This window comes from Paenirhodobacter sp., assembly GCF_047600745.1.
GTDB lineage: Bacteria > Pseudomonadota > Alphaproteobacteria > Rhodobacterales > Rhodobacteraceae > Rhodobacter.
The window spans coordinates 767,853-789,877 of sequence record NZ_JASGKI010000004.1 but is presented as its reverse complement, the minus strand read 5'-3'; the positions used below and the strand labels follow the sequence as shown (position 1 = coordinate 789,877).

Genomic DNA, 22,025 nt, shown 5'->3' with positions numbered 1-22,025 from the left:
CCCCCAAAGGGGCGGGCATTCCTCGGATCAGGCTTGCAGGCCGGACAGCAGGCTGGTCAGGTTCGCGTGCAGGCAGGGTTGCATATAGCCGCCCTCCTGCACCGACAGCACCGGCAGGCCGAGCGATCCGATCGCCCGGCCGATGCGGGCAAAGCCCTCGGTCGTGATCTTGAGGCCCTGGAACGGGTCGTCCTCATGCGCGTCGAGCCCCTGCGCCACCACGATCACCGTCGCGCCATAGGCCGTGATCTGTTCGAGCGCGCGGTCGAGCGCCCTGAGGTAATCCTCCGTCCCGGTTCCCCGCGGCAGCGGCAGGTTGAGGTTGTAGCCGAAACCGCGCCCTTCGCCGGTTTCCTGCGCGCCCCCCGCATAATAGGGGTAGAACCCCGCCGGGTCGGCGTGGAGCGACACGGTGAACACATCGCTGCGCGCATAGAAGATGCCCTGCGTGCCGTTGCCGTGATGCACGTCGATGTCGAGGATCGCCGGGCGGTGGCCATGCGCGCGCAGATATTCCGCCGCGATGCCGGTATTGTTCAGGAAACAGAACCCGCCCGCGACTTCGCTATAGGCATGGTGCCCCGAAGGCCGCGACAGCGCGTAGCAACGCGTTTCGCCCGCCAGAATCGCATCCGCTCCGGTCAGCGCGGTCTGCGCCGACCAGTAGATCGCATCCCAGCTTTGCGCCGAGATCGGGCAGGAGGTATCGGCGTTATGGTAGCCGATCTGCGCCTCGGTTTCGTAGGAATAATGCACGTTGCGGTCGGGGGCGATCCGGCTTGGCACCACTTCCGCCAGATCCGGCACCGTTTCGCGGCGCCGGTCGTAGATCGTGCGCAGGAAGGCGAGGTAGCGCGGCGTGTGCAGCGCGGCCAAGGGCGCCATCCCGTGATCCACGCTCTCGGTCAGGGTCAGCCCGGCATTCCGCGCGCCCTTCAGCAGTTCGGCCACGCGCTCCGGGCGGTCGGTGTTCAGGATCACCTTGCCGTCCTGCAACCGGAAGCGCGGGTCGTGCAGCCGCTGCTTCTCGTCGAAAATCACCTTCATCACTTGCCTCCTTCGGGCAGGGTCTTGCCCGGGTTGAGTATCCCCTTCGGATCGAGCGCGGCCTTGATCGCCCGCATCACGTCGAGCGCGACCGGATCCTTGTAGCGGGCCATCGGCGCGAGCTTGGAAATCCCCACGCCATGTTCGGCGGAAAACGTGCCCTGCATCTCCATCGCCAGCGCGTCGATTTCCGCACGCAGCGCATCCAGAAGCGCGGGATCCGTCGGCCAGACATTGTAATGGATGTTGCCGTCGCCCAGATGCGCGACCGACATCACCTTGCAGCCCGGATCGACCCTGCGCAGCCGGGGTTCTATGTCGCGCAGGTAGCGGGCAACGTCTTCGCGCGGCACGGCAATATCGGTGTCGATGACCGGGGGATTGCGGAAGGAAATCTCGGCCGAGCTTTCGCGCCGGGCCCACATTTCGCGCCGCTGCGCCTCGTTCTGCGCGATCACCGCATCGGTGACGGTGCCGCGCTCCATCCACCGGGCCAGAACCTCTTCGAGCACATCGCCCAGGGCGCCCGGCCCGGCGAGTTCGACCAGCAGGTTGACGGGGTGGGGCGCGTCGAACGGTTCGCGCGCTGCCGGGTTGATCTCAAGATGGCCGTCGATGAATGCGCGCGGCATGAATTCAAAGGCCACGACCGCATTGCCGGAGGCATCCTGAAGATCGTTGAGCAGATCCGTCGCCGGGTCCAGCACCTCCATCGCCACCATCGCGGTTGCGCGCGCGGCGGGGCGGGGGGAGAGCTTCATGATCGCGGCGGTGATGATGCCCAACTGCCCCTCGGCGCCGATCATCAGGTCGCGCAGGTCGAAGCCCGAGTTGTTCTTGTGCAGCGCCTGCATCAGATCCATCACCCGGCCATCGGCCAGCACCACTTCGAGACCCAGACACAGATCCCGCGTATTGCCGTAGCGGATCACGTTCGACCCGCCCGCATTGGTGGAGAGCACGCCCCCGATCAGCGCCGATCCCGCCGCGCCGAAGGACAGCGGGAAGATCAGCCCGTGTTCCTCGGCGGCGGTGTTCAGCGCCTCGACGATCACCCCCGCCTCGACCACCGCGACCCGCGCGCCGGGGCGGATGTCGCGGATCCGGTTCATCCGCTCGACGGAAACGACGATCGCCCCGGTGCCGAGTGCGCCGCCGTTCAGCCCGGTATTGCCCGAAACCGGCACCACCGGCAGGCCGTTTTCATGCGCGTAACGCAGGATCGCCGAGACCTCCGCCGTGCAGGCGGGGCGCACAACGGCCAGCGGCGCGCCCTGATAATCCCCGGTCCAGTCCCGCGCCCAACGCGCGGTATCGGCCCCGGTCAGGACATGCGCGGGGCCGACGATGGCGGCAAGCGCTTCGATCATTGCAGTTCCAATCCCGGCGCGGCATCCAGCAGGTTGCGGGTATAGTCTTCCTTCGGGGCGCGGAAAACCTGTGCGACGGGGCCGAGTTCGACGATCCGCCCCTTCTGCATCACCGCGATCCGGTCGCAGATCTTGCCCGCGACGCGCAGATCATGGGTGACGAAAATCATCGTCAGGCCGAGCCGGATTTTCAGGTCTTCGAGCAGGTCGAGCACCTGCGCCTGCACCGAGACATCCAGCGCCGAAACCGCTTCGTCCGCCACGATGATCTCGGGTTCGAGCGCCAGCGCCCGGGCGATGCCGATCCGCTGCCGCTGCCCGCCGGAAAATTCATGCGGGAAGCGGTCCATCGCGTTTTCCTTCAGCCCGACCAGAACCAGCAGTTCACGCGCCCGGGCTTCGGCCTCGGTGCGGCTCTTGCCATGCGCGATCGGCCCTTCGGTCAGGATCCGCCCGATCCGCGCGCGCGGGTTGAGCGAGGCATAGGGGTCTTGAAAGATCATCTGGATCTTCTTGCGATGGGCCTTCAACGCGGCGCCGCGCAGGTGGGAAATGTCCTGCCCCTCCATCTCGATCGTGCCGCTGTCGGGGCGCAGAAGCTGCACGATCGCACGCCCGAGGGTAGACTTGCCCGAGCCGGATTCGCCGACGATGCCCAGCGTTTCGCCGCGCATCAGATCGACCGAGACATGATCCGACGCCTTCACCACCCGGTCGCCGGTGCGGAATTCCTTGACCAGATCGCGCACCCGCAGCAGGGGGGCTTCCTTCGCCGGGGTTTCGTGGAACTCGACCTTCGGGATCGCGTCGAGCAGGCGGCGGGTATAGGGGTGGTCCGGGGTCACCAGAACCTTCGCCGCCGGACCCTGTTCCACCAGTTCGCCCAGTTCGATCACCGCCACGTCATCGGCGATTTCCGAAACCACGCCGAAATCATGGGTGACGAACATCACCGCCATCCCGTGCCGGGTCTGCAAGTCTTTGATCAGCCGCAGGATCTGCGCCTGCGTGGTGACATCGAGCGCGGTGGTCGGTTCGTCCGCGATCAGCACCTTCGGCTCCAGGGCCAGTGCCATCGCGATCACCACCCGCTGCCGCTGCCCGCCCGAAAGCTGGAACGGATAGGCGAATTGCGCGCGCTCCGGATCCGGAATGCCGACCTCGCGCAAGAGGTCCAGCGCGCGGGCGGCGCGTTCGGGCGGGGTCAGGCGGTCATGTGCCTCGAACACCTCGGCGATCTGCGCACCGACCTTCATCAGCGGGTTCAGGGCGGTCATCGGCTCCTGAAAGATCATCGCGATGCCCGCGCCGCGCAGATCCTGAAACTGCTCCTCGGACAGGTGGGTGATGTCGCGGCCCGCAAACAGGATGCGGCCCGATCCGACCGTCACCCCCTTCGGCAGCAGGCCCATCACCGCATTCGCCGACATGGACTTGCCGGAACCCGACTCGCCCACGATGCACAGCGTGCGCCCGGGATAAAGCGCCAGCGACACATCGCGGATCGCATGCGGCCGGTCCGCGCCCGGGGGCAGGTTGATCGTCAGATGCTCGATCTTCAGGGTCGGTTCCATCAGCTCCTCCGGCGGGACAGGCGCGGGTTCAGCGCGTCGTTCAGGCTTTCGCCGATCAGGTTCAGCGCCAGCACCGTGAGCACGATGGCGACGCCCGGGAAGAAGGACAGCCACCACGCCTGCCGGATCACCGTGCGCGCGGCGCCGATCATGTAGCCCCAGCTCATCAGGTTCGGATCGCCAAGGCCAAGGAAGCTCAGCGAGCTTTCCAACAGGATCGCCGAGGCGACCATCAGCGAGGCCATGACGATGATCGGCGAAATCGCGTTGGGCAGCACCTGGCGCAGGATGATCTGCGGCGCGGACAGGCCCTGAAGGATCGCCGCCTCGACATATTCGCGCTTGCGCAGCGACATCACCTCACCCCGCACCAGCCGCGCGACCGGGGGCCAGGAGACGATGCCGATGGCCAGCGTGATCGACACCACCGAGGGCTGAAAGATCGCAACGATGACGATGGCGAGTGCGAAGCTCGGCACCGTCTGGAAGAATTCGGTGACGCGCATCAGCGCATCATCCACCCAGCCGCCGAAATAGCCCGCGAGCGCGCCGACCGGAATGCCGATCAGCAGGGCCGCGATCGTCGAGACCAGCCCGACCAGCAGCGACACCCGCGCCCCATGCGCCAGCCCCGCCGCCACGTCCCGCCCGACCGTATCGGTGCCGAGCCAGAATTTGGCGTTTTCAAACGGCGGCAGGAAGGGGCGGGAGACCATCTTCCACGGGCTGACCGGGAACAGCAACGGCGCGGCCACCGCCAGCGCCACGATGACGACGAGCAGCACGAGGCCGATCACGCCGCCCCGGTTCGATGCGAAACGTTTCCAGAACTCCATGACCGCCTCACTGCACCCGAATGCGGGGATCGACGATCCCATAGACAAGATCGGTGATCAGGTTGAACAGGATCACCATCGCCGCCGAAACGAAGAACACGCCCAGCAACACGTTGTAATCGCGCTGCGTCAGCGCCTCGAACATCAGCCGCCCGATGCCGGGCCAGGCGAAGACGGTCTCGGTCAGTACCGCGCCGCCGACCAGTTGCCCGGCCTGCAATCCGGCCAGCGTGACGATGGGCAGCAGCGCATTGCGCAGGATATGGCGGCGCTGGATCAGCCCGGGGGCAAGCCCCTTGGCGCGGGCGGTCTTTACGAAATCCATCTGGCTGACCTCCAGCATCGAGGCCCGGGTCATCCGGCTGTAGACCGCGGTGAAGAACAGCCCGAGCGACACGGCCGGCAGGATCAGGTGTTCGGCAATGTCCAGTGCCCGGCGCAGGCCGGTAAAGCCCGACCCCACCGTTTCATAACCGAAGGGCGGCAGCCAGCCGAGCGTGACCGAAAACAGCAGCACCCCCATCAGCGCGGCCCAGAACAAGGGCGTCGCGTAGAACAGCAGCGCGACCGAGGAAATCAGCGTATCCGACCAGCGACCAACCCGGCTCGCCGCCAGCACCCCCGCCAGCACACCCAGAACCAGCGACACCAGAAACGCCGTCCCGGTGAGCAGCAACGTCGCCGGAAGCCGGTTCAGGATCAGGTCCAGCACCGGCATCTGTTGCCGGTAGGAATAGCCCAGATCCAGCCGCGCCACATCGGCGATATATTTGCCAAGCTGGACGTGAAGCGGCTGATCCAGACCGAATTTCTCGCGCAGTTGTTGCAGGAAGATTTCGTCCGTCGCCCCGGCCTCGCCCGCCATCACGGTGGCAGGGTCGCCGGGGGCGGCGTGGATCAGCAGGAAATTCAGGACGAGTATGGCCAGCAGCACGATGGCGGCCTTGACCAATCGCCCGACGATGCGGGTCACGATTTTCATGAAGGGTATCCTCGGGCGGAAAACCCCGGGCCGTGGGGCCCGGGGTGATACGTCACTTTTCGATCCAGGCGTTCTTGAAGCCGTCGTTCAGGCCGATCCCGGTGGTGATCAGATCCTTCACGGTGCAGCGGCTGATCGTCGGCATCCCCATGTCCAGCAGCCAGGCGTTCGGCGCGTCTTCGGACAGGATCTTCTGCACCTCGTGATAGGCGGCCTCGCGCTTTGCCGGGTCGATGGTGCCCGCGCCTTCGTCGAACAGCGCATCGACCTTCGGGTTGGCATAGCCCTCGACGTTATTCCACGGCGAGCCCTTGGCGATGTTCGAGGACACATAGGTCCGCGATACGCCAAGCGCCGCATCGCCGTATTGATACAGATAGGTGGTCGACAGGTCGAAATCCCAGTCCGACAGCTTCTGGTTCCAGCCCGCTACATCGGTCGAAACGATCTCGACCTTGATGCCGACGTCTTCGAGGTTCTGCTTGATCACCTCGCCCAGCCGCATCCAGGTCTCGCCATAGGGCATCGGCACCAGCTTCAGCACCTCGCCCTTGTAGCCCGAAGCCTTGACCAGTTCCTTCGCCTTTTCCGGGTCATAGCCATAGGGCTTCAGCTCCGGGTCGTTGAACTTCACCGAAGCGGCGAAAGGCCCGTTCGACACCTTGCCCAACCCGTTGAACAGCGCGTCCTTGATGAAGTCGCGGTCGATCGCATGGTTGATCGCCTGCCGGAACTCCTTGTTCGCGGTCGGCCCCTGCCGGTTGTTGATCCAGACCCAGCTTTGCGGCGCGAAGAACTCCCAGCCCGATTCCGTCATGCAGCTGTTGTCGAGCGCGGCGAGGCGCGGAATGTCGAAGGTCTCGACCGAGCCCGCCGGGAGGATGTCGACCTGCCCGGTCTCATAGGCCACGGCGCGCGAGGCCGCATCCGGGATCACATGCCAGTAGATTTCTTCCAGATAGGGTTTGCCCGCGTCCCAGTAATCCGGGTTCTTCACCAGCTTGATGAACGATCCCTTCTGCCATTCGGCGAACTTGAAGGGCCCGGTGCCGATGGGGGCGTTGTTCGCCGGGTTGGTCTGGAAATCGGTGCCGTCGTAAATGTGCTTCGGCACGATCGGCATCGAGCCGACCTCGAAGCTGTTCAGGAACGGGCCGAAGGGCGATTTCAGCTTGAACACCACGGTATTCGCATCGGGGGCGGTGATGCTGTCGACATGGGCAAGGATCGCGCGGAACCGGGGGTGGCTTTCGCGCAGGAAGACATCGGCGGTAAACACCACGTCATCGGCGCTGAACGCCGCGCCGTCATGCCATTTCACGCCCTGTTGCAGATGGAACGTATAGGTCAGCCCATCCTCCGACACCTCCCAGCTTTTCGCGAGCGAGGGCATCGGATTCAGCGCGGTGTCATAGCGCAGCAGGCCCTCGTAGATATTGCCCGCGATCTGTTGCGTCGGCGCGTTCTGCACGAGGCCGAGCATCAGGCTCGGCGGTTCGGGCTGGATGACCACATTCGCGCGCCCGCCGGCAACCGGATCCGCAAGCGCGGGGGCAAGGGTGAGGAAACTGGCGACGACCGCCGCAACAATGCGATTCATGGATTTCCCTTGTCGATCAGTGAGTTTTCTTGGTTATGCGGCGGGGCCGCTCGTTGATGGGTCGATCATCCGGCATCCCGGCGGCTGTCGCAAATAGGCCGGGGCTATGGTTGCGATCAATGGCACCGGGGGCGGGGCCGGGCATGAAAACGGGACGGGAACACGAATGTCCCCGCCCCGCGATGCCGGTTTTGCGCAAGATCAGCGATTTGCGACGTCGAGATAGTCGCGCGCGACGTGGCCGGTGTAAAGCTGACGCGGGCGACCGATCTTCTGCGTCGGATCGCCGAGCATTTCCTTCCACTGCGAGATCCAGCCCACGGTCCGCGACATCGCGAAGATCGGGGTGAACATCGAGGTCGGGAAGCCCATCGCCTCAAGGATGATGCCCGAGTAGAAGTCCACGTTCGGGTAGAGCTTCTTCGACACGAAGTAATCGTCTTCGAGTGCGATCTTCTCCAGCTCCTTGGCGACCTGAAGGATCGGGTTGTCGTGGATGCCGAGCAGGTCGAGCACCTCGTCCGCCGATTGCTTCATCACCTTGGCGCGCGGGTCGAAGTTCTTGTAGACCCGGTGGCCGAAGCCCATCAGGCGGAACGGATCGTTCTTGTCCTTCGCGCGGGCGATGAATTCCGGGATCCGGTCGACCGAGCCGATTTCGCGCAGCATTTCGAGGCAGGCCTGGTTCGCGCCGCCATGCGCCGGCCCCCACAGGCAGGCGATGCCCGCGGCGATACAGGCAAACGGGTTCGCCCCCGAAGAGCCCGCCAGACGAACCGTCGAGGTAGAGGCGTTCTGCTCGTGGTCGGCATGCAACGTCATGATCCGGTCCATCGCCGTGGCGAGCGCCGGTTCCACCTTATAGGGCTCCGCCGGGACCGAGAAGCACATATGCAGGAAGTTCGCCGCATAGGACAGGTCGTTGCGCGGATAGACGAAGGGCTGGCCGATCGAATATTTGTAGGCCATCGCCGCGATCGTCGGCAGCTTCGCGATCAGCCGGAAGGCGGCGATCTCGCGCTGACGCTCGTCGTTGATGTCGGTCGAGTCGTGGTAGAAGGCCGACATCGCGCCGACCACGCCCACCATCGTCGCCATCGGATGCGCATCGCGGCGGAAACCACGGTAGAAGTTGTGCATCTGCTCGTGAACCATCGTGTGACGGGTCACGGTGCGCTCGAACTTCTCCATCTGCTCCCTGTTCGGCAGTTCGCCGTTCAGGAGCAGGTAGCAGACTTCGAGGTAATGCGACTTCTCGGCCAGTTGCTCGATCGGATAGCCGCGATACAGCAGCTCGCCCTTGTCGCCGTCGATATAGGTGATCGCCGAGTCACAGGCGGCGGTGGAGGTGAAGCCGGGGTCATAGGTGAAGACGTCGGCCTGACCGTAGAGCTTGCGGATGTCCAGCACGTCGGGACCGACGCTGGGCGATAGCACCGGGAGGTCGTAAGTCTTCCCGTCAAGCTCCAGCTTGGCTACGCGGGTCGTATCTGCCATGAGGTTCCCTTTCCTGTCGTCCGGCGGGGCCACGCCGGTGTCTCGCTTCCGGTTCCCCGGGAAGGCGGCCAGGCCTCAGGCCGCCTGATCAGTGATCCTGGCCAGGGTCTCCTCCCGACCGAGAACAATCATCATATCGAATACACTGGGGGTCACGGCCCGTCCGGCCAGCGCGGCACGCAAAGGGGCGGCAATCTTGCCCATCCCGGTCCCATGCGCCTGCGCCACTTCGGTGACGATGGCCTCCAGCTCCTCTCGGGTCCAGCTAGCATTTTGCATCTGCGGCGTCAATTCGGCGAGTATACCGCGGGATACCGGATCGAGCGATTTCAGTGCTTTTTCCTCCGGCACGACCGGTCGGGAAACCAGAACAAAGGCAGCCTTTTCAATCATCTGCGGGTAAGTTTTCACGGATTGCTTGAGGATGGGCATCGCGCGCAGAAGCCCACTGGCCTGTGCATCGGTGAGCGGATCGAGCCCAGCCGCCTCCAGATAGCCCGTCACTCCGCCCAGAAGTTCAGCATCTTCCATCACCGCCATATGCTGGCCGCAGATGTTTTCGAGCTTCTTGAAGTCGAGCCGCGCCGGGGAGCGCCCGATTCCTTCGAGCGTGAACCAGTCCCGCGCCTGCGCATCGGTGAAGAATTCGTCGTCGCCATGGCTCCAGCCGAGCCGCGCCAGATAGTTGCGCATCCCCGGCGCCGGGTAGCCCATCGCCTGATATTGTTCGAGCCCGACCGCCCCGTGCCGCTTCGACAGCTTCTTGCCGTCCGGCCCGTGGATCAGCGGGATATGGGCGTAGATGGGAATATCCCAGCCCATCGCGGCATAGATCTGCATCTGCCGCGCGGCATTGACCAGATGGTCGTCGCCCCGGATCACATGGGTCACGCCCATGTCGTGGTCGTCCACCACCACGGCCAGCATATAGGTCGGCGTGCCGTCCGAGCGCAGGCAGACCATATCATCGAGCTGATCGTTGCGGATCGTCACATCGCCCTGCACCTTGTCGCGGATCACCGTCGCGCCGTCGCGGGGAGCCTTCAGGCGGATCACATAGGGCCGGTCGGGGTAGGTTGCCGGGTCTGCGTCGCGCCAGGGGCTCTGGAACAGGGTCGAGCGGCCCTCAGTGCGGGCCTGTTCGCGGAAGGCTTCGATCTCTTCCTGAGTCGAGAAGCATTTGTAGGCATTGCCGCGTGCCATCATCTCATGCGCGACCTCGGCATGGCGCGGCGCGCGCTCGAACTGGCTGACCACATCGCCGTCCCAGTCGAGGCCAAGCCAGGTCAGCCCCTTCAGGATTGCCTCGGTCGCCTCCGGGGTGGAGCGGGCGCGGTCGGTGTCCTCGATCCGCAGCAGGAATTTCCCGCCATGGCCGCGCGCGAACAGCCAGTTGAACAGCGCCGTGCGGGCCCCGCCGATATGCAGGTAGCCGGTGGGCGAGGGGGCGAAGCGGGTGACGATCTGTGACATCGGGGCCTTTCCGGCGCGCCGCCGGGCGCGCATTAACCATCTGTAAACCATGCGGCCGATAGGCTGCGGCTCGCGGGATTTCTATGCGCGCAGGGGGCGGGAAACAAGGTGTCGGGGTCGGCGGAGCCTGTCTGGACCGAAGCGAGGCCGGTCGTCGCCCTGCGCGGGCAGATCAGTGCGGCTCTGGTGCGGGCGCGGGTCGATCTGGTGCTTTGGGCGCCGATGGCGTTGGCCTGCGGAATCGGCGGCTATTTCCTGCTGCGCGACGAGCCCTCCGCGGTGCTGGTCTGGGCGATGGTGGGGGCGCTCTGCGTCGGGCTGGCGGGGCTGTTCCGCGCGCCCGAGGCGCTGCGCTTTCCGGCGGGGCTGCTCGCGCTTTGCGCGTTGGGCTTTGTTCTGGCCGAAATGCGGGCGCATTCGGTCGCCGCGCCGGTGCTGTCCTTTCGCTACTACGGCCCGGTCGAGGGGCGAATCGTCGGTATCGACCGCTCCGCGCGCGACCGGATCCGGGTGACGCTGGATCAGCTCGATCTGGACAACGTGGCGCCATCGCGCACGCCCGGGCGGGTGCGGGTGTCGTTGCAGGAGGAGCCGCGCCATCTGCTGCTGGAACCGGGGCTGCGGGTGATGCTGACGGCGAATCTGTCGCCGCCGAACGGGCCGACCGAGCCCGGCGCCTGGGATTTCCGCCGCATGGCCTGGTTTCAGGGGCTGGGGGCGGTGGGCTATACCCGGGCGCCGGTGATGCTGCTTGAACCTGCCGAGCCCGGCGATCTGGCGTTGGCGGGGCACCGGATGCGGATGGCGATTTCGCGCGCGATGCAGGCACGGATGGAGGGGCAGGCGGGCGCGGTGGCCGCGGCGCTGATGACCGGCGACCGATCCGGCATTTCCGAGGCGACGAACGAGGTGATGCGGGCCTCGAACCTGTATCATATCGTGTCGATTTCGGGGCTGCACATGGGGATGCTGGCGGGCTTCGTCTTCGCGGCGATCCGCTACGGTATCGCGGCCTGCGGATCGCTCGCGCTGCGGGTGCCGGCGAAGAAGGTGGCGGCGCTGGTCGCGCTGATGGCGGCGACGGGGTATCTGTGGGTCGCGGGGGCCGAGGTCGCGACGGCGCGGGCCTATCTGATGACAGCGGTGATGCTACTCGCGGTGCTGTTCGACCGGCGCGCACTGTCGCTGCGGACGGTGGCGCTGGCGGCGATCGTGCTGATGGTGCTGCGGCCCGAAAGCGTGACGGAGCCGGGGTTTCAGATGTCCTTTGCGGCGACGGTCGGGCTGATCGCGCTATACAGCCATTGGGAGAGCCACGCGACCGGGGTGCCGCGCTGGCTCAGGCCGGTGCTGGGACTGCTGGTTACCTCGCTCATCGCCAGCGCCGCGACCGGACCGCTGTCGGCGGCGCATTTCAACCGGGTGTCGGGCTATGGCGTGATCGCCAATATGCTGACGGTGCCGGTGATGGGCACGTTCATCATGTCCGCCGGGGTGGTCGCGGCGGTGCTGGCGCCGATCGGCCTGTCCGGGCTGCCGCTTTGGGTGATGGAGATGGGTACGCGCTGGATGATCTTCATCGCCGAGTGGGTGGCGGGGATGGGCGGCGCAGTGTCGATGGTGCCTTCGCCTCCGGCGGTGGTCGTGCCGCTGATGACGGCGGGGGCGATGGTCGCGCTGCTGGCGCGCGGGCCGGTGCGGGCGGCGGGGATCTGCGCGGCGCTGGTGGCGATGGCGCTCTGGATGCAGGTCACGCGGCCGGTCCTGCTGGTGGGGGCGGAGGCCGAACTGGTCGGGCTGATGACGCCCGCGGGGCGGGCGCTGTCCAAACCGGGGGCGGCCTATGTCGCGGAAAACTGGCTTGAGGCGGATGGCGACGGAGCCACGGCCGAAGAGGCCGCCGCGCGTCCGGCCTTTGCCGGGCCGAAGGGGGTGCGGACGGCGGACTGGAACGGTCGGGCTGTCGTGCATCTGACCGGCAAGGCCGCGCCGGAGCGCGTGGCCGAGACATGCCGGGACGGTGCGCTGCTCATCGTGGCCGCGCGGCTGGCCGAGGGTGCCACCGGGAAATGCGAAATCTGGGATCAGGTCCGGTTGCAGCGCAGCGGGGCCTTGGCGTTCGACGCCTCCGGCGCGTTGCGCAAGGCGGAAACCGGGCATCGCCTTTGGGATTAGGGGGGCTCCGCCCGGAGGCGGAGCCCGCAGGATCAGGCGTCAGCCTTGGTCAGGCCCGCGGCATTCACGATGCCCGCAAGCGCACCGCCCACCAGCGGCGCCACGATGAACACCCACAATTGCGACAGCGCCTGGCCGCCGACGAACAGCGCCGGCCCGATCGAACGCGCCGGGTTGACCGAGGTGCCGGTCACGTTGATGCCGACGAGGTGGACCGCCGTCAGCGTCAGGCCGATGGCGAGACCCGCGAAGCCCGCGGTCGAGCCCGGCCCGGTCACGCCGAGGATCACCGTGACGAAGATGAAGGTCGCGACGACCTCGAAGATCAGCGCCGCGCCGAGGCCATAGCCCTTGCCGTAGCCCGGGCCAAAGCCGTTCTGGCCGAGGCCGTTCGCCGTTACCGAATAGTCCGACTTGCCGGTCGCGATCAGGTAGATGACGAGCGCGCCGAGAATCGCGCCGACCACCTGAGCGATCACATACTGGACGAATTCACCCGCCGTCATTCGGCCCGCGCACAGCACGCCCAGCGAGACCGCCGGGTTCAGGTGTGCGCCCGAGATCGCGCCGAGGCCATAGGCCGCCGCGACGATCGACAGGCCGAAGGCCACCGCGATCGGCAAGAGCCCGAACTCCGCGCCGGTGGTGACAGCCGTTCCGACACCGAAGAACACGAGGAAAAAGGTTCCCAGAACCTCTGCAATGATCTTTTTCATGGTTCACTCATAACGGGCACGCCCGTGATCCTTTGTTGCCATTCCGTCGTCCGGCGCCTGGCCCGGGGGTCACCCCCCTCGCAATTGCGCTTGGACAAGATTGGGACTATCTATGTATGGCATCCCGGAAAAGAGGGAACTTAACGTGCGTGAACTCAATATCCCCGAACAGCGCCATCCCGAGAAGGCCCACAAGCCCGATCAGGCCCAGCCCAAGAAGCCTTCGTGGATCCGGGTGAAAGCCCCGACCTCGCAGGGATATCAGGATACGCGCGCGATTCTGAAGTCGAACCGGCTCGTCACCGTCTGTGAGGAGGCGGGGTGCCCGAACGTCGGCGAATGCTGGTCGCAGGGCCATGCGACGATGATGATCATGGGCGAGATCTGCACCCGCGGCTGTTCGTTCTGCAACGTGGCGACGGGGCGGCCCGATACGCTCGACGCGTTCGAGCCGGGCCGCGTGGCCCATGCGGTGCAGACGCTGGGGCTGAAACATGTGGTCATCACCTCGGTCGACCGCGACGATCTGAAGGATGGCGGGGCCGAGCATTTCGCCCAGACGATCCGCGCCGTGCGCCACCGCGCCCCCGGCACGACGATCGAGATCCTGACGCCCGATTTCCTGAAATGCGATGCCCGCGCGCTGGAAATCGTGGTCGAGGCGAAGCCCGACGTGTTCAATCACAATCTCGAAACCGTCCCCGGCCTGTATCCCGAGGTCCGTCCCGGCGCGCGCTACTTCCATTCGCTGCGGCTGTTGCAGCGGGTGAAGGATCTGGACCCGACGATCTTCACCAAATCCGGCATCATGGTCGGGCTGGGGGAGGGCGCGATGCAGGTCAAGCAGGTGATGGACGACATGCGCGCCGCCGATGTCGATTTCCTGACGATCGGGCAATATCTGCAACCCTCGCCGAAGCACCACCGGGTCGACCGCTTCGTCCATCCCGACGAGTTCAAGGAATATGAGCGCGCGGCATATGGGAAGGGCTTCCTGATGGTTTCTGCCACGCCGCTGACCCGCTCCAGCTATCACGCCGGCGACGATTTCGCCCGGCTGCGCGCGGCACGGCTGACGAAGCTCGGCCTGGCCTGAGGGGCACGGACCGCCCGGAGTTTCCCCCGGGCGGCCTGTGGTCAGCCGAGTTCGGCCAGACGGGTGACGGCGGCGGCGATCTTGCCCGCCTCATCCTCCCGCGCGGCGAGGTTTTCGCGCGCCTCGTCGATCACCTCATCGGCGGCATTGGCGATGAACTTCGGGTTCGACAGCCGCCCGCGCAGGGCCGCCGCTTCCTTCTCGATCTTCGCCAGCGATTTCTCCAGCCGCGCCTTTTCCGCCGCCACGTCGATCACCCCTTCGAGCGGCAGGCCGAACAGCGCGCCCTGAACCGGGATCGAGATCGCGCCCTTCGGGATCGCGGTTTCGGTGATGCTGTCGATCCGCGCCAGCTTGAACACCAGCGCCTCGTTGCGGGCAAAGGCCTGCCGCGCGGCATCATCCGCCTGCGCCAGAACCATCGGCAGTTTCAGCCCGACCGGCACACCCATCTGCGCCCGCGAGGAGCGGATCGTTTCGATCAGGTCGATGACCCAGTTCATCTCGCGGTCGGCCTCGGGGTCGATCAGTTCGGCGCCATAGGTGGGCCAGTCGGCATGGACCAGCATTTTCGCCCGGTCGCCGGTCAGGGCCCACAGCTCTTCGGTGATGAAGGGCATGATCGGATGCAGCAGGATATAGCACTGATCCAGCACCCACCGCATGGTCTGCCGGGTCTCGGCGGCGTCTTCGGTGTCGAACAGCGGCTTGGCGAATTCGACATACCAGTCGCAGACCTTGCCCCAGACGAAACCGTAAAGCGCCAGCGCCGCCTCGTTGAACCGATAGCTGCCGAAGGCCGCATCGACCGTTTCGCGCACTTTCGCGGTTTCGCCGATGATCCAGCGGTTCACGGTGTTCTGCGGCGTGGGCAGGCCCGCGGGCGCCTCGAACACGCCGTTCATTTCCGCGAAACGGGTGGCGTTCCACAGCTTCGTGCCAAAGTTGCGATAGCCCGCGATCCGGTCCTTCGACAGTTTCAGCACACCGCCAAGCGCCGCCATCGAGGCATTGGTGAAACGCAGCGCATCGGCCCCGTATTCGTCGATGATTTCCAGCGGGTCGATGACATTGCCCGCCGTCTTCGACATCTTCTTGCCCTTCTCGTCGCGGACGAGCTGGTGCAGGTAGACGGTGCGGAACGGCACCTCGCCGGTGACGGCAAGCTGCATCATCATCATCCGCGCGACCCAGAAGAACAGGATGTCGAACCCGGTGACAAGCACATCGGTCGGGAAATAACGCTGCAACTCCGGGGTGTTCTCGGGCCAGCCCAGGGTGCCGATCGGCCACAGGCCAGAGGAGAACCAGGTGTCGAGCACATCCGCATCGCGCCAGACCGGATAGACCAGCCGGGTCGGATCCTCGCTGATTTCATACTCCGCAAGCGAGGCCGCCAGCGTTTCGACCGCCGCCTGTTTGTCCGCCACCTCGACGATGCGCATGTTGCCCAGGGGCACCGGCAGATCGGCGATTTCGGCGACGAAGGCGGCCTGCACCGCCTCGAAACTCGGGGCGCAATGGAACACCGGGTCGCGATGCACCATGTCGTCGGTGATCAGCAGCCGGCCCATCTCGACCAGATCCAGCGCGCCGTCGCCCTCATCGTCCCGGAAACCGCTGACGCCGAGGTCGAGCCCATACCACACCGGGATCTGATGGCCCCACCACAGCTGACGCGAGATGCACCAGGGTTCGATGTTTTCCAGCCAGTGGTAATAAGTCTTCTCGCCCGCCTCGGGCAGGATCACCGTTTCGCCGTTGCGCACCGCATCCAGCGCACGGCCGACGATCTTTTCGGCATCCACGAACCACTGATCGGTCAGCATCGGCTCGATCACCACCTTGGAGCGGTCGCCGAAGGGCTGCATGATCGGCTTGTTCTCGACCAGCGGCAGCAGGGCGGGTTCGCCATCCTCGCCCCATTTCGGGTTGGGGATCATCACGGCCAGCCCCTCGGAAGTGACGGCCTCGACCACCCGGGCGCGCGCCTCCATCCGGTCCAGCCCGCGCAGGTCTTCGGGCACCAGGTTCAGGCTGTCCACCTCGGCCTCGGTAAAGCGCGCGCCGCCCGCGATTTCCGCCGCGCGTCTGGCCGAGGTTTCGTAATCCAGCCCGTCGACCCGCATCCGCGCCCGCGTATCCATCAGCCGGTAGAGCGGCAGCCCCGCGCGTTTCGCGACCTGATAGTCATTGAAGTCGTGCGCGCCGGTGATCTTCACCGCGCCGGAGCCAAAGGCCGGATCGGGGTAGGGGTCGGCGATGATCGGGATCAGACGGCGCAGCGCCTTCGGCCCCACCGGGATTTCGCACAGCGTGCCGATCAGCGCGGAATACCGTTCATCCGACGGGTTCACCGCCACCGCGCCATCGCCCAGCATGGTTTCGGGCCGGGTGGTCGCGATGGAAATATAGTCGCGCTCTTCCTCCAGCGTGACGTTCCCATCCGCGTCCTTCTCGCGGTAGATATAGGTCTTGCCGCCCGCGAGCGGGTAGCGGAAGTGCCACATATGGCCCGCGACCTCGGTGCTTTCGACCTCTAGGTCGGAGATCGCGGTCTCGAAATGGGGATCCCAGTTCACCAGCCGCTTGCCGCGATAGATCAGGCCCTTGTCATACATATCGACAAAGACCTTGATCACCGCATCGTGGAAATTGCCCTCTTCGCCCGCAGGTGCGCCGGGGGCGCCGGACATGGTGAAGGCGTTGCGCGACCAGTCGCAGCTCGACCCCAGCCGCTTCAGCTGCCCGACGATGGTCGAGCCGTACTTGCCCTTCCACTCCCAGACTTTCTTGAGGAACTCGTCGCGCCCGAGTTCGACCCGCGTCGGCTGGCCGGTCTTCGCCAGTTCCTTTTCCACCATCATCTGGGTGGCGATGCCGGCGTGGTCCTGCCCCGGCTGCCACAGCGTGTCGAAGCCGCGCATCCGGTGCCAGCGGGTCAGGATGTCCTGCACCGTGTTGTTGAAGGCATGGCCGACATGGAGCGCCCCGGTGACATTGGGCGGCGGGATCATGATGCAGAAGGTTTCCGGGCGCGAGGCATTGGCGCCCGCCTTGAAGGCGCCCGCCGCCTCCCATTTCGCATAGATCCGGGGCTCCGCCTCTTGCGCGTCGAAGGTCTTTTCCATCGTCATCGGTCAGGTCCTTTCAGGGCTTGACCGCTGTTTAGCCTGCGCATCCCGCAAGGAAAAGCCTAGACCGCGCGGTCGAGCTTCGTTGTCAGATGGATCAGGCTTTCGGAGCTTTTCACCCCCGGCATCTCCCCGATCTGGTCAAGCACCGCGTCGATCTGCGCGGTGGAATCGGCGGCGAGCTGCAACAGCAGGTCCACCCGGCCCGAGGTGGTGTGGATCCGCTCGACCTCGGGGATCGCCTTCAGCCGGGTCAGGATCGCCGCCTGCGCGCGCGGCTCGATGGTCAGCAGGACGGTGGTCCGCAGCCGCCCCGCGCGCGCCGCCTCGCCGAGCTTGACCGTATAGCCGACGATGATGCCCGAGGTCTCCAGCCGCTCCAGCCGGGCCTGAATCGTCGAGCGCGCGACCTTCAACCGGCGCGCGAGCGTCGCCACCGAAATCCGCGCATCGGCCGAGAGCAGCCCCAAAATCCCCCTGTCCAGATCATCCATCGGCGCCCCCTGCAATTTGACCGGCAGTTTCGTCATTATAACGACAAATCGCTCCACTTCTATACTTTTGTCCGGTGGGATTGTGCCCCATATGGCGCAAACTGAAGTGAGACAGGAAAAGGGCGGCTCATACGCACCTGGCCTGGTTGGTTGAAACGCTGTAAGCGTCTCCCGACCCGTAAAGCCGGGGCAAGAGGTGGCTGCAATTCTGTTGGCGAGGAGAAGCCGATGGGACTGTCGAAGACTATCTGGGCGAATCCGTCCGAAATCATCCGTCACAAGCAACCCGACCACCCGGTGCTGGTGTTCGCGCCCGCCGTCTTGCAGGCGACCGCGCGCCGCTTTCTGAAGGGATTCCCGGGGCTGGTGACCTATGCCGTCAAGTCGAACCCCGACGAGATGGTGATCGAGAACCTCGTCGCCGCCGGTGTGCGCGGCTTCGACGTGGCCTCGCCCTTCGAGATCGACATGATCCGCCGCATCGCCCCCGGCGCCGCGCTGCATTACCACAACCCGGTGCGCGCGCGCGACGAGATCGCCCATGCGGTCAAGGCGAATGTGCGAACCTGGTCGGTCGATTCGAAATCCGAACTGGCGAAGCTGATCGAGATGGTCCCGGCCGAGGGTCGCGAAATCTCGGTGCGGTTCAAGCTGCCGGTGCAGGGCGCGGCCTATAACTTCGGCGCGAAATTCGGCGCGACGGCGGAACTGGCGGCGGAGCTGCTGAAGACGGCGGCGGAGGCGGGCTTCACCCCCTCGCTGACCTTCCATCCGGGCACGCAATGCACCGATCCGATGGCCTGGGACGCCTATATCCGCACCGCGGCCGAGATCTGCCGCACTGCGGGCGTGCGCGCGCATCGGCTGAACGTCGGCGGCGGCTTCCCGAACCACCGCACCCAGGGCCCGGCTCCGGCGCTTGAGGACATCTTCGCGCTGATCGACCGCGTGGCCACCGAAGCCTTCGGCGCCGAGCGGCCCGAACTGGTCTGCGAACCGGGCCGGGGGTTGGTGGGCGATGCCTTCACCCATATCACCCGCGTCAAGGCGCTGCGCGACGATCTGCATGTCTTCCTGAACGATGGCGTCTATGGCGGGCTGGCGGAACTGCCGCTGATCGGCAATATCGACCGGGTTTCGGTCTGGTCGCCCGAGGGTTTCCGGCGCGAAGCCGGGGCGGTGGAGCGGATCGTCTTCGGCCCGACCTGCGATTCGGTGGACCGCCTGCCGGGCGAACTCGCGCTGCCCACGGATCTGGCAGAGGGTGATTTCGTGGTGTTCGAGGGGATGGGCGCCTATTCCTCGGCCACCAACACCCGGTTCAACGGCTTCGGTCAGATGGAGATTCTGACTGCGCTGTCGCTGAAGAACTGAGCAGGCGGCGTTTTTTGCCGGAACCTCGCGGAAACGTAAATCGTTTGTCATGAACCTTGCCCTACACTCGGGGCAAGGTTTTGTGCTTTCGGGGACAGGCGATGCGGGGGTTGTTCGAGACGATCATCACGGCGCTGCGCGGATCCCGCCGGATCCCGGAAGCGGCGCCCCCGGTGCGGCGGCGGCGCGGGCCGGTCGATCATGTGATCCTGCTGGACGGCACGATGGGGTCGCTGACGCCTTCGGGGCTGACCTCGATCGGGTTGATCTACGAATTCCTTCGGCTGCACGTTCCGCGCGGGTCGCATTACTACGGCGCCGGGATGCAGTTCCACGAATGGCGCGACCTGCGCGACCTGTGGTTCGGCTGGGGCGTCAATGCGCAGATCCAGCGGGCCTATGGCTGGCTTGCGACGCGCTACCGTCCGGGCGACCGGATCTATCTGATCGGCTATTCGCGCGGGGCCTTCGCGGTGCGCTCGCTGGCGGGGATGATCGAACGGGTGGGGCTGCTGACCTCGGCCCAGGCGACGGAGCGCAACGTCACCCTGGCCTGGCGCTATTACGAGGCGGGCGGCCCGGCGGAGGCATTCCGCGCCCGGTTCTGTCATGAGGATGTGCCGATCCGGATGGTGGGCGCCTTCGACACGGTGCGCGCGCTTGGGTTTCAGTTCCCGCTGGTCTGGATGCTGAGCGAGCCGCGCTATCGGTTCCACGATCATCGCCTTGGTCCTGCGGTCGCGCATGGGTTTCATGCGCTGGCCCTGCACGAGACGCGCTCCATGTTCGAGCCGCTGCTGTGGGACAGCAATGGCACCGGGGCGGGGCGGATCGAGCAGATGTGGTTCCGCGGCACCCATGCCGATATCGGGGGGCAGTTGGGCGGGCGTGAGGAAGCGCGTCCGCTGGCCAATGTGCCGCTGGTCTGGATGCTGGGCCGGGCGCAATCGGCGGGGTTGCATCTGCCCGAAGGCTGGCGCACCGCCTTTCCCTGCAATCCCCACGCGCCTTCGATCGGAAGCTGGAACGGTTTCGGCAAGTTCTTCCTCGCCCGGGCGCCGCGCGTGATCGGCCGGGACCGGTCCGAGAGCATCGACCCGGGCGCGCTGGCGCATGGGCTGGAATGGTGGCTGACGGTGCGGCCCCGGCTTGCCTCAGGGATGCGGCGCCTGCGCCGGTCAGTCCGGCGCGGTCATCAGGAAGCAGGTGGCGGTGCCGAACGCATAGACCCGGCCGTCGGGGCCGCGGATCTCGCCACGGGCGATCCCCGTTGAGCGCCCCAGATGTTCCAGCCGGCCAACGCCGGTGACCTCCATCCCGACCGGGATCGCCCGCACCATGTTGACCTTGTATTCCAGCGTCGTCTGATACTGCCCCTTCGGCAGGCCGGTGATGATCGCGCAGGTCAGGCAGGTGTCGAGCATCACCCCATACCAGCCGCCATGCACCCCGCCAAAAGCGTTGGTATGTTCAAACAGCGGCGTGCCAGTGATCTCGACCAGCCCCTTTTCGACCTTGCTGATCCGGTAGTTCGCGCCCCGGGCGAAGGTGGTGGTGGGCACCTCGCCCGCCATCATCTTCTGCATATATTCCAGCCCGGACATCTCCAGCACGGTGGCGAGTGGCGGAAAATCCTGCGGTCCTTCGGCGAATGTCTGTGGCATCGGTTCCTCCCTGTTGGCGCAGCCTAACCGGTGGGTCGGCTGCGGAAAGGGGGCGGTGCCGTTCCGTTGCGTCACTCAGGCGGCAGAGACCAGCGCGGGCCGCACGCCAAGCCGGTCGCAGACCGCGAGCGTCAGTTGCGGGCGGTTGAGGGTGTAGAATTGCAGATCCTCCACCCCTTCGGCCACCAGCCGGGTGCAAAGCTCGGTGCAAATCTCGATCGCGCAGTCCTGTTCGCGCCCGTCGCGGATCGCGGCCTCGAAGCGCTCCTCGACCCAGGCCGGGATATGCGCGCCGCAGCGTTGGGCAAAGCCGCGCGCACCCTTCCACGACTGGATCGGCAGGATGCCGGGGATCAGCGTTGCGGAAATTCCCTCCGCCGCGCAGGCGTCGCGGAAGCGCAGAAAGGTCTCCGCCTCGAAGAAGAACTGCGTGATCGCCGAGGTCGCACCCGCTTCGGTCTTGCGCTTCAGCCAGCGGACATCGGCCAGCGTATCGGCGGCCTCCGGATGCGGTTCGGGATAGGCGCCGCAGCGGATGGTGAAGCGGCCATCGCGGGCCAGCGCCTCGATCAACTCGACGGAAGAGGCGAAACCCTCGGGGTGCGGCACGAACCGCGCGGCACCCTTCGGCGGGTCGCCGCGCAGCGCGACGATCTCGGTCACGCCCACCTCGGCATAGGCGTTCACGATTTCCATCGTCTCGGCGCGGGTGGCATCGACGCAGGTCAGATGCGCGGCGACGTTCAGCCCGTAATTCTTGTGGATCGTCGCCACGGCCTCATGCGTCAGCTTGCGCGTGGTGCCGCCGGCGCCATAGGTCACCGAGACAAACTTCGGTTTCAGCGGTGCGAGCGCCTGCACCGTCTCCCACAGCCGGAACGACGCATCGAGCGTCTGCGGCGGAAAAACTCGAAGCTCACTTTCGGTTGGGTCGCCACTGGCGCCTGTTCTGTCGTTTTGGTCATGGCGGCCTCCTTTCGGGGCTCCTTGTGC

General features: G+C 65.9%; 16 protein-coding genes and 1 pseudogene. 4 read left to right on the top strand and 13 right to left on the bottom strand.

The genetic code is table 11. The features are described from left to right. Positions 1-27: 27 nt before the first annotated feature. The 8 genes from QM789_RS12555 to gltX all read right to left on the bottom strand — a co-directional run bounded on the left by QM789_RS12555 (position 28) and on the right by gltX (position 10,379). Positions 28-1,047 (bottom strand): histone deacetylase family protein, encoded by a 1,020-nt coding sequence (locus QM789_RS12555; protein ID WP_420352231.1) that lies wholly within the window; start codon positions 1,045-1,047, stop codon positions 28-30. Next, entirely contained in the window at positions 1,047-2,417 is a 1,371-nt protein-coding gene (locus tag QM789_RS12550) for an FAD-binding oxidoreductase (RefSeq protein ID WP_420352230.1), read from the bottom strand. Before QM789_RS12550 ends, QM789_RS12555 begins: the two co-directional genes overlap by 1 nt. Beyond that, positions 2,414-3,991 (bottom strand): ABC transporter ATP-binding protein, encoded by a 1,578-nt coding sequence (locus QM789_RS12545; protein WP_420352229.1) that lies wholly within the window; start codon positions 3,989-3,991, stop codon positions 2,414-2,416. Before QM789_RS12545 ends, QM789_RS12550 begins: the two co-directional genes overlap by 4 nt. Beyond that, complete coding sequence (locus tag QM789_RS12540) at positions 3,991-4,827, bottom strand: ABC transporter permease (protein WP_420352228.1); 837 nt, start codon at positions 4,825-4,827, stop codon at positions 3,991-3,993. Before QM789_RS12540 ends, QM789_RS12545 begins: the two co-directional genes overlap by 1 nt. Before the next feature lie 7 nt (positions 4,828-4,834). After that, a complete protein-coding gene (locus QM789_RS12535) occupies positions 4,835-5,809 on the bottom strand; it encodes an ABC transporter permease (protein ID WP_420352227.1) in 975 nt (324 codons plus the stop codon). Positions 5,810-5,861: 52 nt separating this feature from the next. Beyond that, the gene (locus QM789_RS12530; protein WP_420352226.1) at positions 5,862-7,409 is read right to left on the bottom strand and encodes an ABC transporter substrate-binding protein; all 1,548 of its coding nucleotides are present in this window, start codon (positions 7,407-7,409) and stop codon (positions 5,862-5,864) included. A 201-nt stretch (positions 7,410-7,610) separates the two neighbouring features. Next, entirely contained in the window at positions 7,611-8,906 is a 1,296-nt protein-coding gene (gene gltA, locus QM789_RS12525) for a citrate synthase (RefSeq protein ID WP_420352225.1), read from the bottom strand. Positions 8,907-8,981: 75 nt separating this feature from the next. Then, positions 8,982-10,379, bottom strand: a complete 1,398-nt coding sequence (gene gltX, locus QM789_RS12520) for a glutamate--tRNA ligase (RefSeq protein WP_420352224.1) — start codon at positions 10,377-10,379, stop codon at positions 8,982-8,984. A gap of 108 nt (positions 10,380-10,487) precedes the next feature. On the opposite strand from gltX, the gene QM789_RS12515 reads away from it, so the two are divergent. Then, complete coding sequence (locus QM789_RS12515; protein WP_420352223.1) at positions 10,488-12,554, top strand: ComEC/Rec2 family competence protein; 2,067 nt, start codon at positions 10,488-10,490, stop codon at positions 12,552-12,554. Positions 12,555-12,586: 32 nt separating this feature from the next. On the opposite strand, the gene QM789_RS12510 is transcribed toward QM789_RS12515, so the two are convergent. Then, entirely contained in the window at positions 12,587-13,270 is a 684-nt protein-coding gene (locus QM789_RS12510) for an MIP family channel protein (RefSeq protein WP_420352222.1), read from the bottom strand. 145 nt (positions 13,271-13,415) lie between these two features. Between QM789_RS12510 and lipA the strand changes: the two genes are divergently transcribed. Continuing rightward, positions 13,416-14,366 (top strand): lipoyl synthase, encoded by a 951-nt coding sequence (lipA, locus tag QM789_RS12505; protein ID WP_420352221.1) that lies wholly within the window; start codon positions 13,416-13,418, stop codon positions 14,364-14,366. Positions 14,367-14,407: 41 nt separating this feature from the next. Here the strand turns inward: lipA and QM789_RS12500 are convergent, their stop codons facing one another. Both QM789_RS12500 and QM789_RS12495 read right to left on the bottom strand, forming a co-directional pair. After that, entirely contained in the window at positions 14,408-17,503 is a 3,096-nt protein-coding gene (locus QM789_RS12500) for a valine--tRNA ligase (protein WP_420352220.1), read from the bottom strand. Between the two features lie 59 nt (positions 17,504-17,562). Beyond that, a complete protein-coding gene (locus QM789_RS12495) occupies positions 17,563-17,994 on the bottom strand; it encodes an Lrp/AsnC family transcriptional regulator (protein ID WP_420352219.1) in 432 nt (143 codons plus the stop codon). 228 nt (positions 17,995-18,222) lie between these two features. Between QM789_RS12495 and QM789_RS12490 the strand changes: the two genes are divergently transcribed. After that, a complete protein-coding gene (locus QM789_RS12490) occupies positions 18,223-19,368 on the top strand; it encodes a type III PLP-dependent enzyme (protein WP_420352218.1) in 1,146 nt (381 codons plus the stop codon). Positions 19,369-19,469: 101 nt separating this feature from the next. Then, the gene (locus QM789_RS12485; RefSeq protein WP_420352217.1) at positions 19,470-20,642 is read left to right on the top strand and encodes a DUF2235 domain-containing protein; all 1,173 of its coding nucleotides are present in this window, start codon (positions 19,470-19,472) and stop codon (positions 20,640-20,642) included. On the opposite strand, the gene QM789_RS12480 is transcribed toward QM789_RS12485, so the two are convergent. Both QM789_RS12480 and metF read right to left on the bottom strand, forming a co-directional pair. Then, on the bottom strand, positions 20,547-21,032 hold the full coding sequence (locus tag QM789_RS12480) for a PaaI family thioesterase (protein ID WP_420352216.1): 486 nt from the start codon (positions 21,030-21,032) through the stop codon (positions 20,547-20,549). The genes QM789_RS12485 and QM789_RS12480 overlap by 96 nt on opposite strands. A gap of 75 nt (positions 21,033-21,107) precedes the next feature. Next, positions 21,108-21,997 (bottom strand): annotated as a pseudogene (metF, locus tag QM789_RS12475) (methylenetetrahydrofolate reductase [NAD(P)H]). Positions 21,998-22,025: the final 28 nt, after the last annotated feature.

What these genes read in the sequence shown, in the direction of transcription:
- QM789_RS12555 (WP_420352231.1), bottom strand. Translation starts at nt 1,047, where the DNA reads ATGAAGGTGATTTTCGACGAGAAGCAGCGGCTGCACGACCCGCGCTTC.
- QM789_RS12550 (WP_420352230.1), bottom strand. Translation starts at nt 2,417, where the DNA reads ATGATCGAAGCGCTTGCCGCCATCGTCGGCCCCGCGCATGTCCTGACC.
- QM789_RS12545 (WP_420352229.1), bottom strand. Translation starts at nt 3,991, where the DNA reads ATGGAACCGACCCTGAAGATCGAGCATCTGACGATCAACCTGCCCCCG.
- QM789_RS12540 (WP_420352228.1), bottom strand. Translation starts at nt 4,827, where the DNA reads ATGGAGTTCTGGAAACGTTTCGCATCGAACCGGGGCGGCGTGATCGGC.
- QM789_RS12535 (WP_420352227.1), bottom strand. Translation starts at nt 5,809, where the DNA reads ATGAAAATCGTGACCCGCATCGTCGGGCGATTGGTCAAGGCCGCCATC.
- QM789_RS12530 (WP_420352226.1), bottom strand. Translation starts at nt 7,409, where the DNA reads ATGAATCGCATTGTTGCGGCGGTCGTCGCCAGTTTCCTCACCCTTGCC.
- gltA (WP_420352225.1), bottom strand. Translation starts at nt 8,906, where the DNA reads ATGGCAGATACGACCCGCGTAGCCAAGCTGGAGCTTGACGGGAAGACT.
- gltX (WP_420352224.1), bottom strand. Translation starts at nt 10,379, where the DNA reads ATGTCACAGATCGTCACCCGCTTCGCCCCCTCGCCCACCGGCTACCTG.
- QM789_RS12510 (WP_420352222.1), bottom strand. Translation starts at nt 13,270, where the DNA reads ATGAAAAAGATCATTGCAGAGGTTCTGGGAACCTTTTTCCTCGTGTTC.
- QM789_RS12500 (WP_420352220.1), bottom strand. Translation starts at nt 17,503, where the DNA reads ATGACGATGGAAAAGACCTTCGACGCGCAAGAGGCGGAGCCCCGGATC.
- QM789_RS12495 (WP_420352219.1), bottom strand. Translation starts at nt 17,994, where the DNA reads ATGGATGATCTGGACAGGGGGATTTTGGGGCTGCTCTCGGCCGATGCG.
- QM789_RS12490 (WP_420352218.1), top strand. Translation starts at nt 18,223, where the DNA reads ATGGGACTGTCGAAGACTATCTGGGCGAATCCGTCCGAAATCATCCGT.
- QM789_RS12485 (WP_420352217.1), top strand. Translation starts at nt 19,470, where the DNA reads ATGCGGGGGTTGTTCGAGACGATCATCACGGCGCTGCGCGGATCCCGC.
- QM789_RS12480 (WP_420352216.1), bottom strand. Translation starts at nt 21,032, where the DNA reads ATGCCACAGACATTCGCCGAAGGACCGCAGGATTTTCCGCCACTCGCC.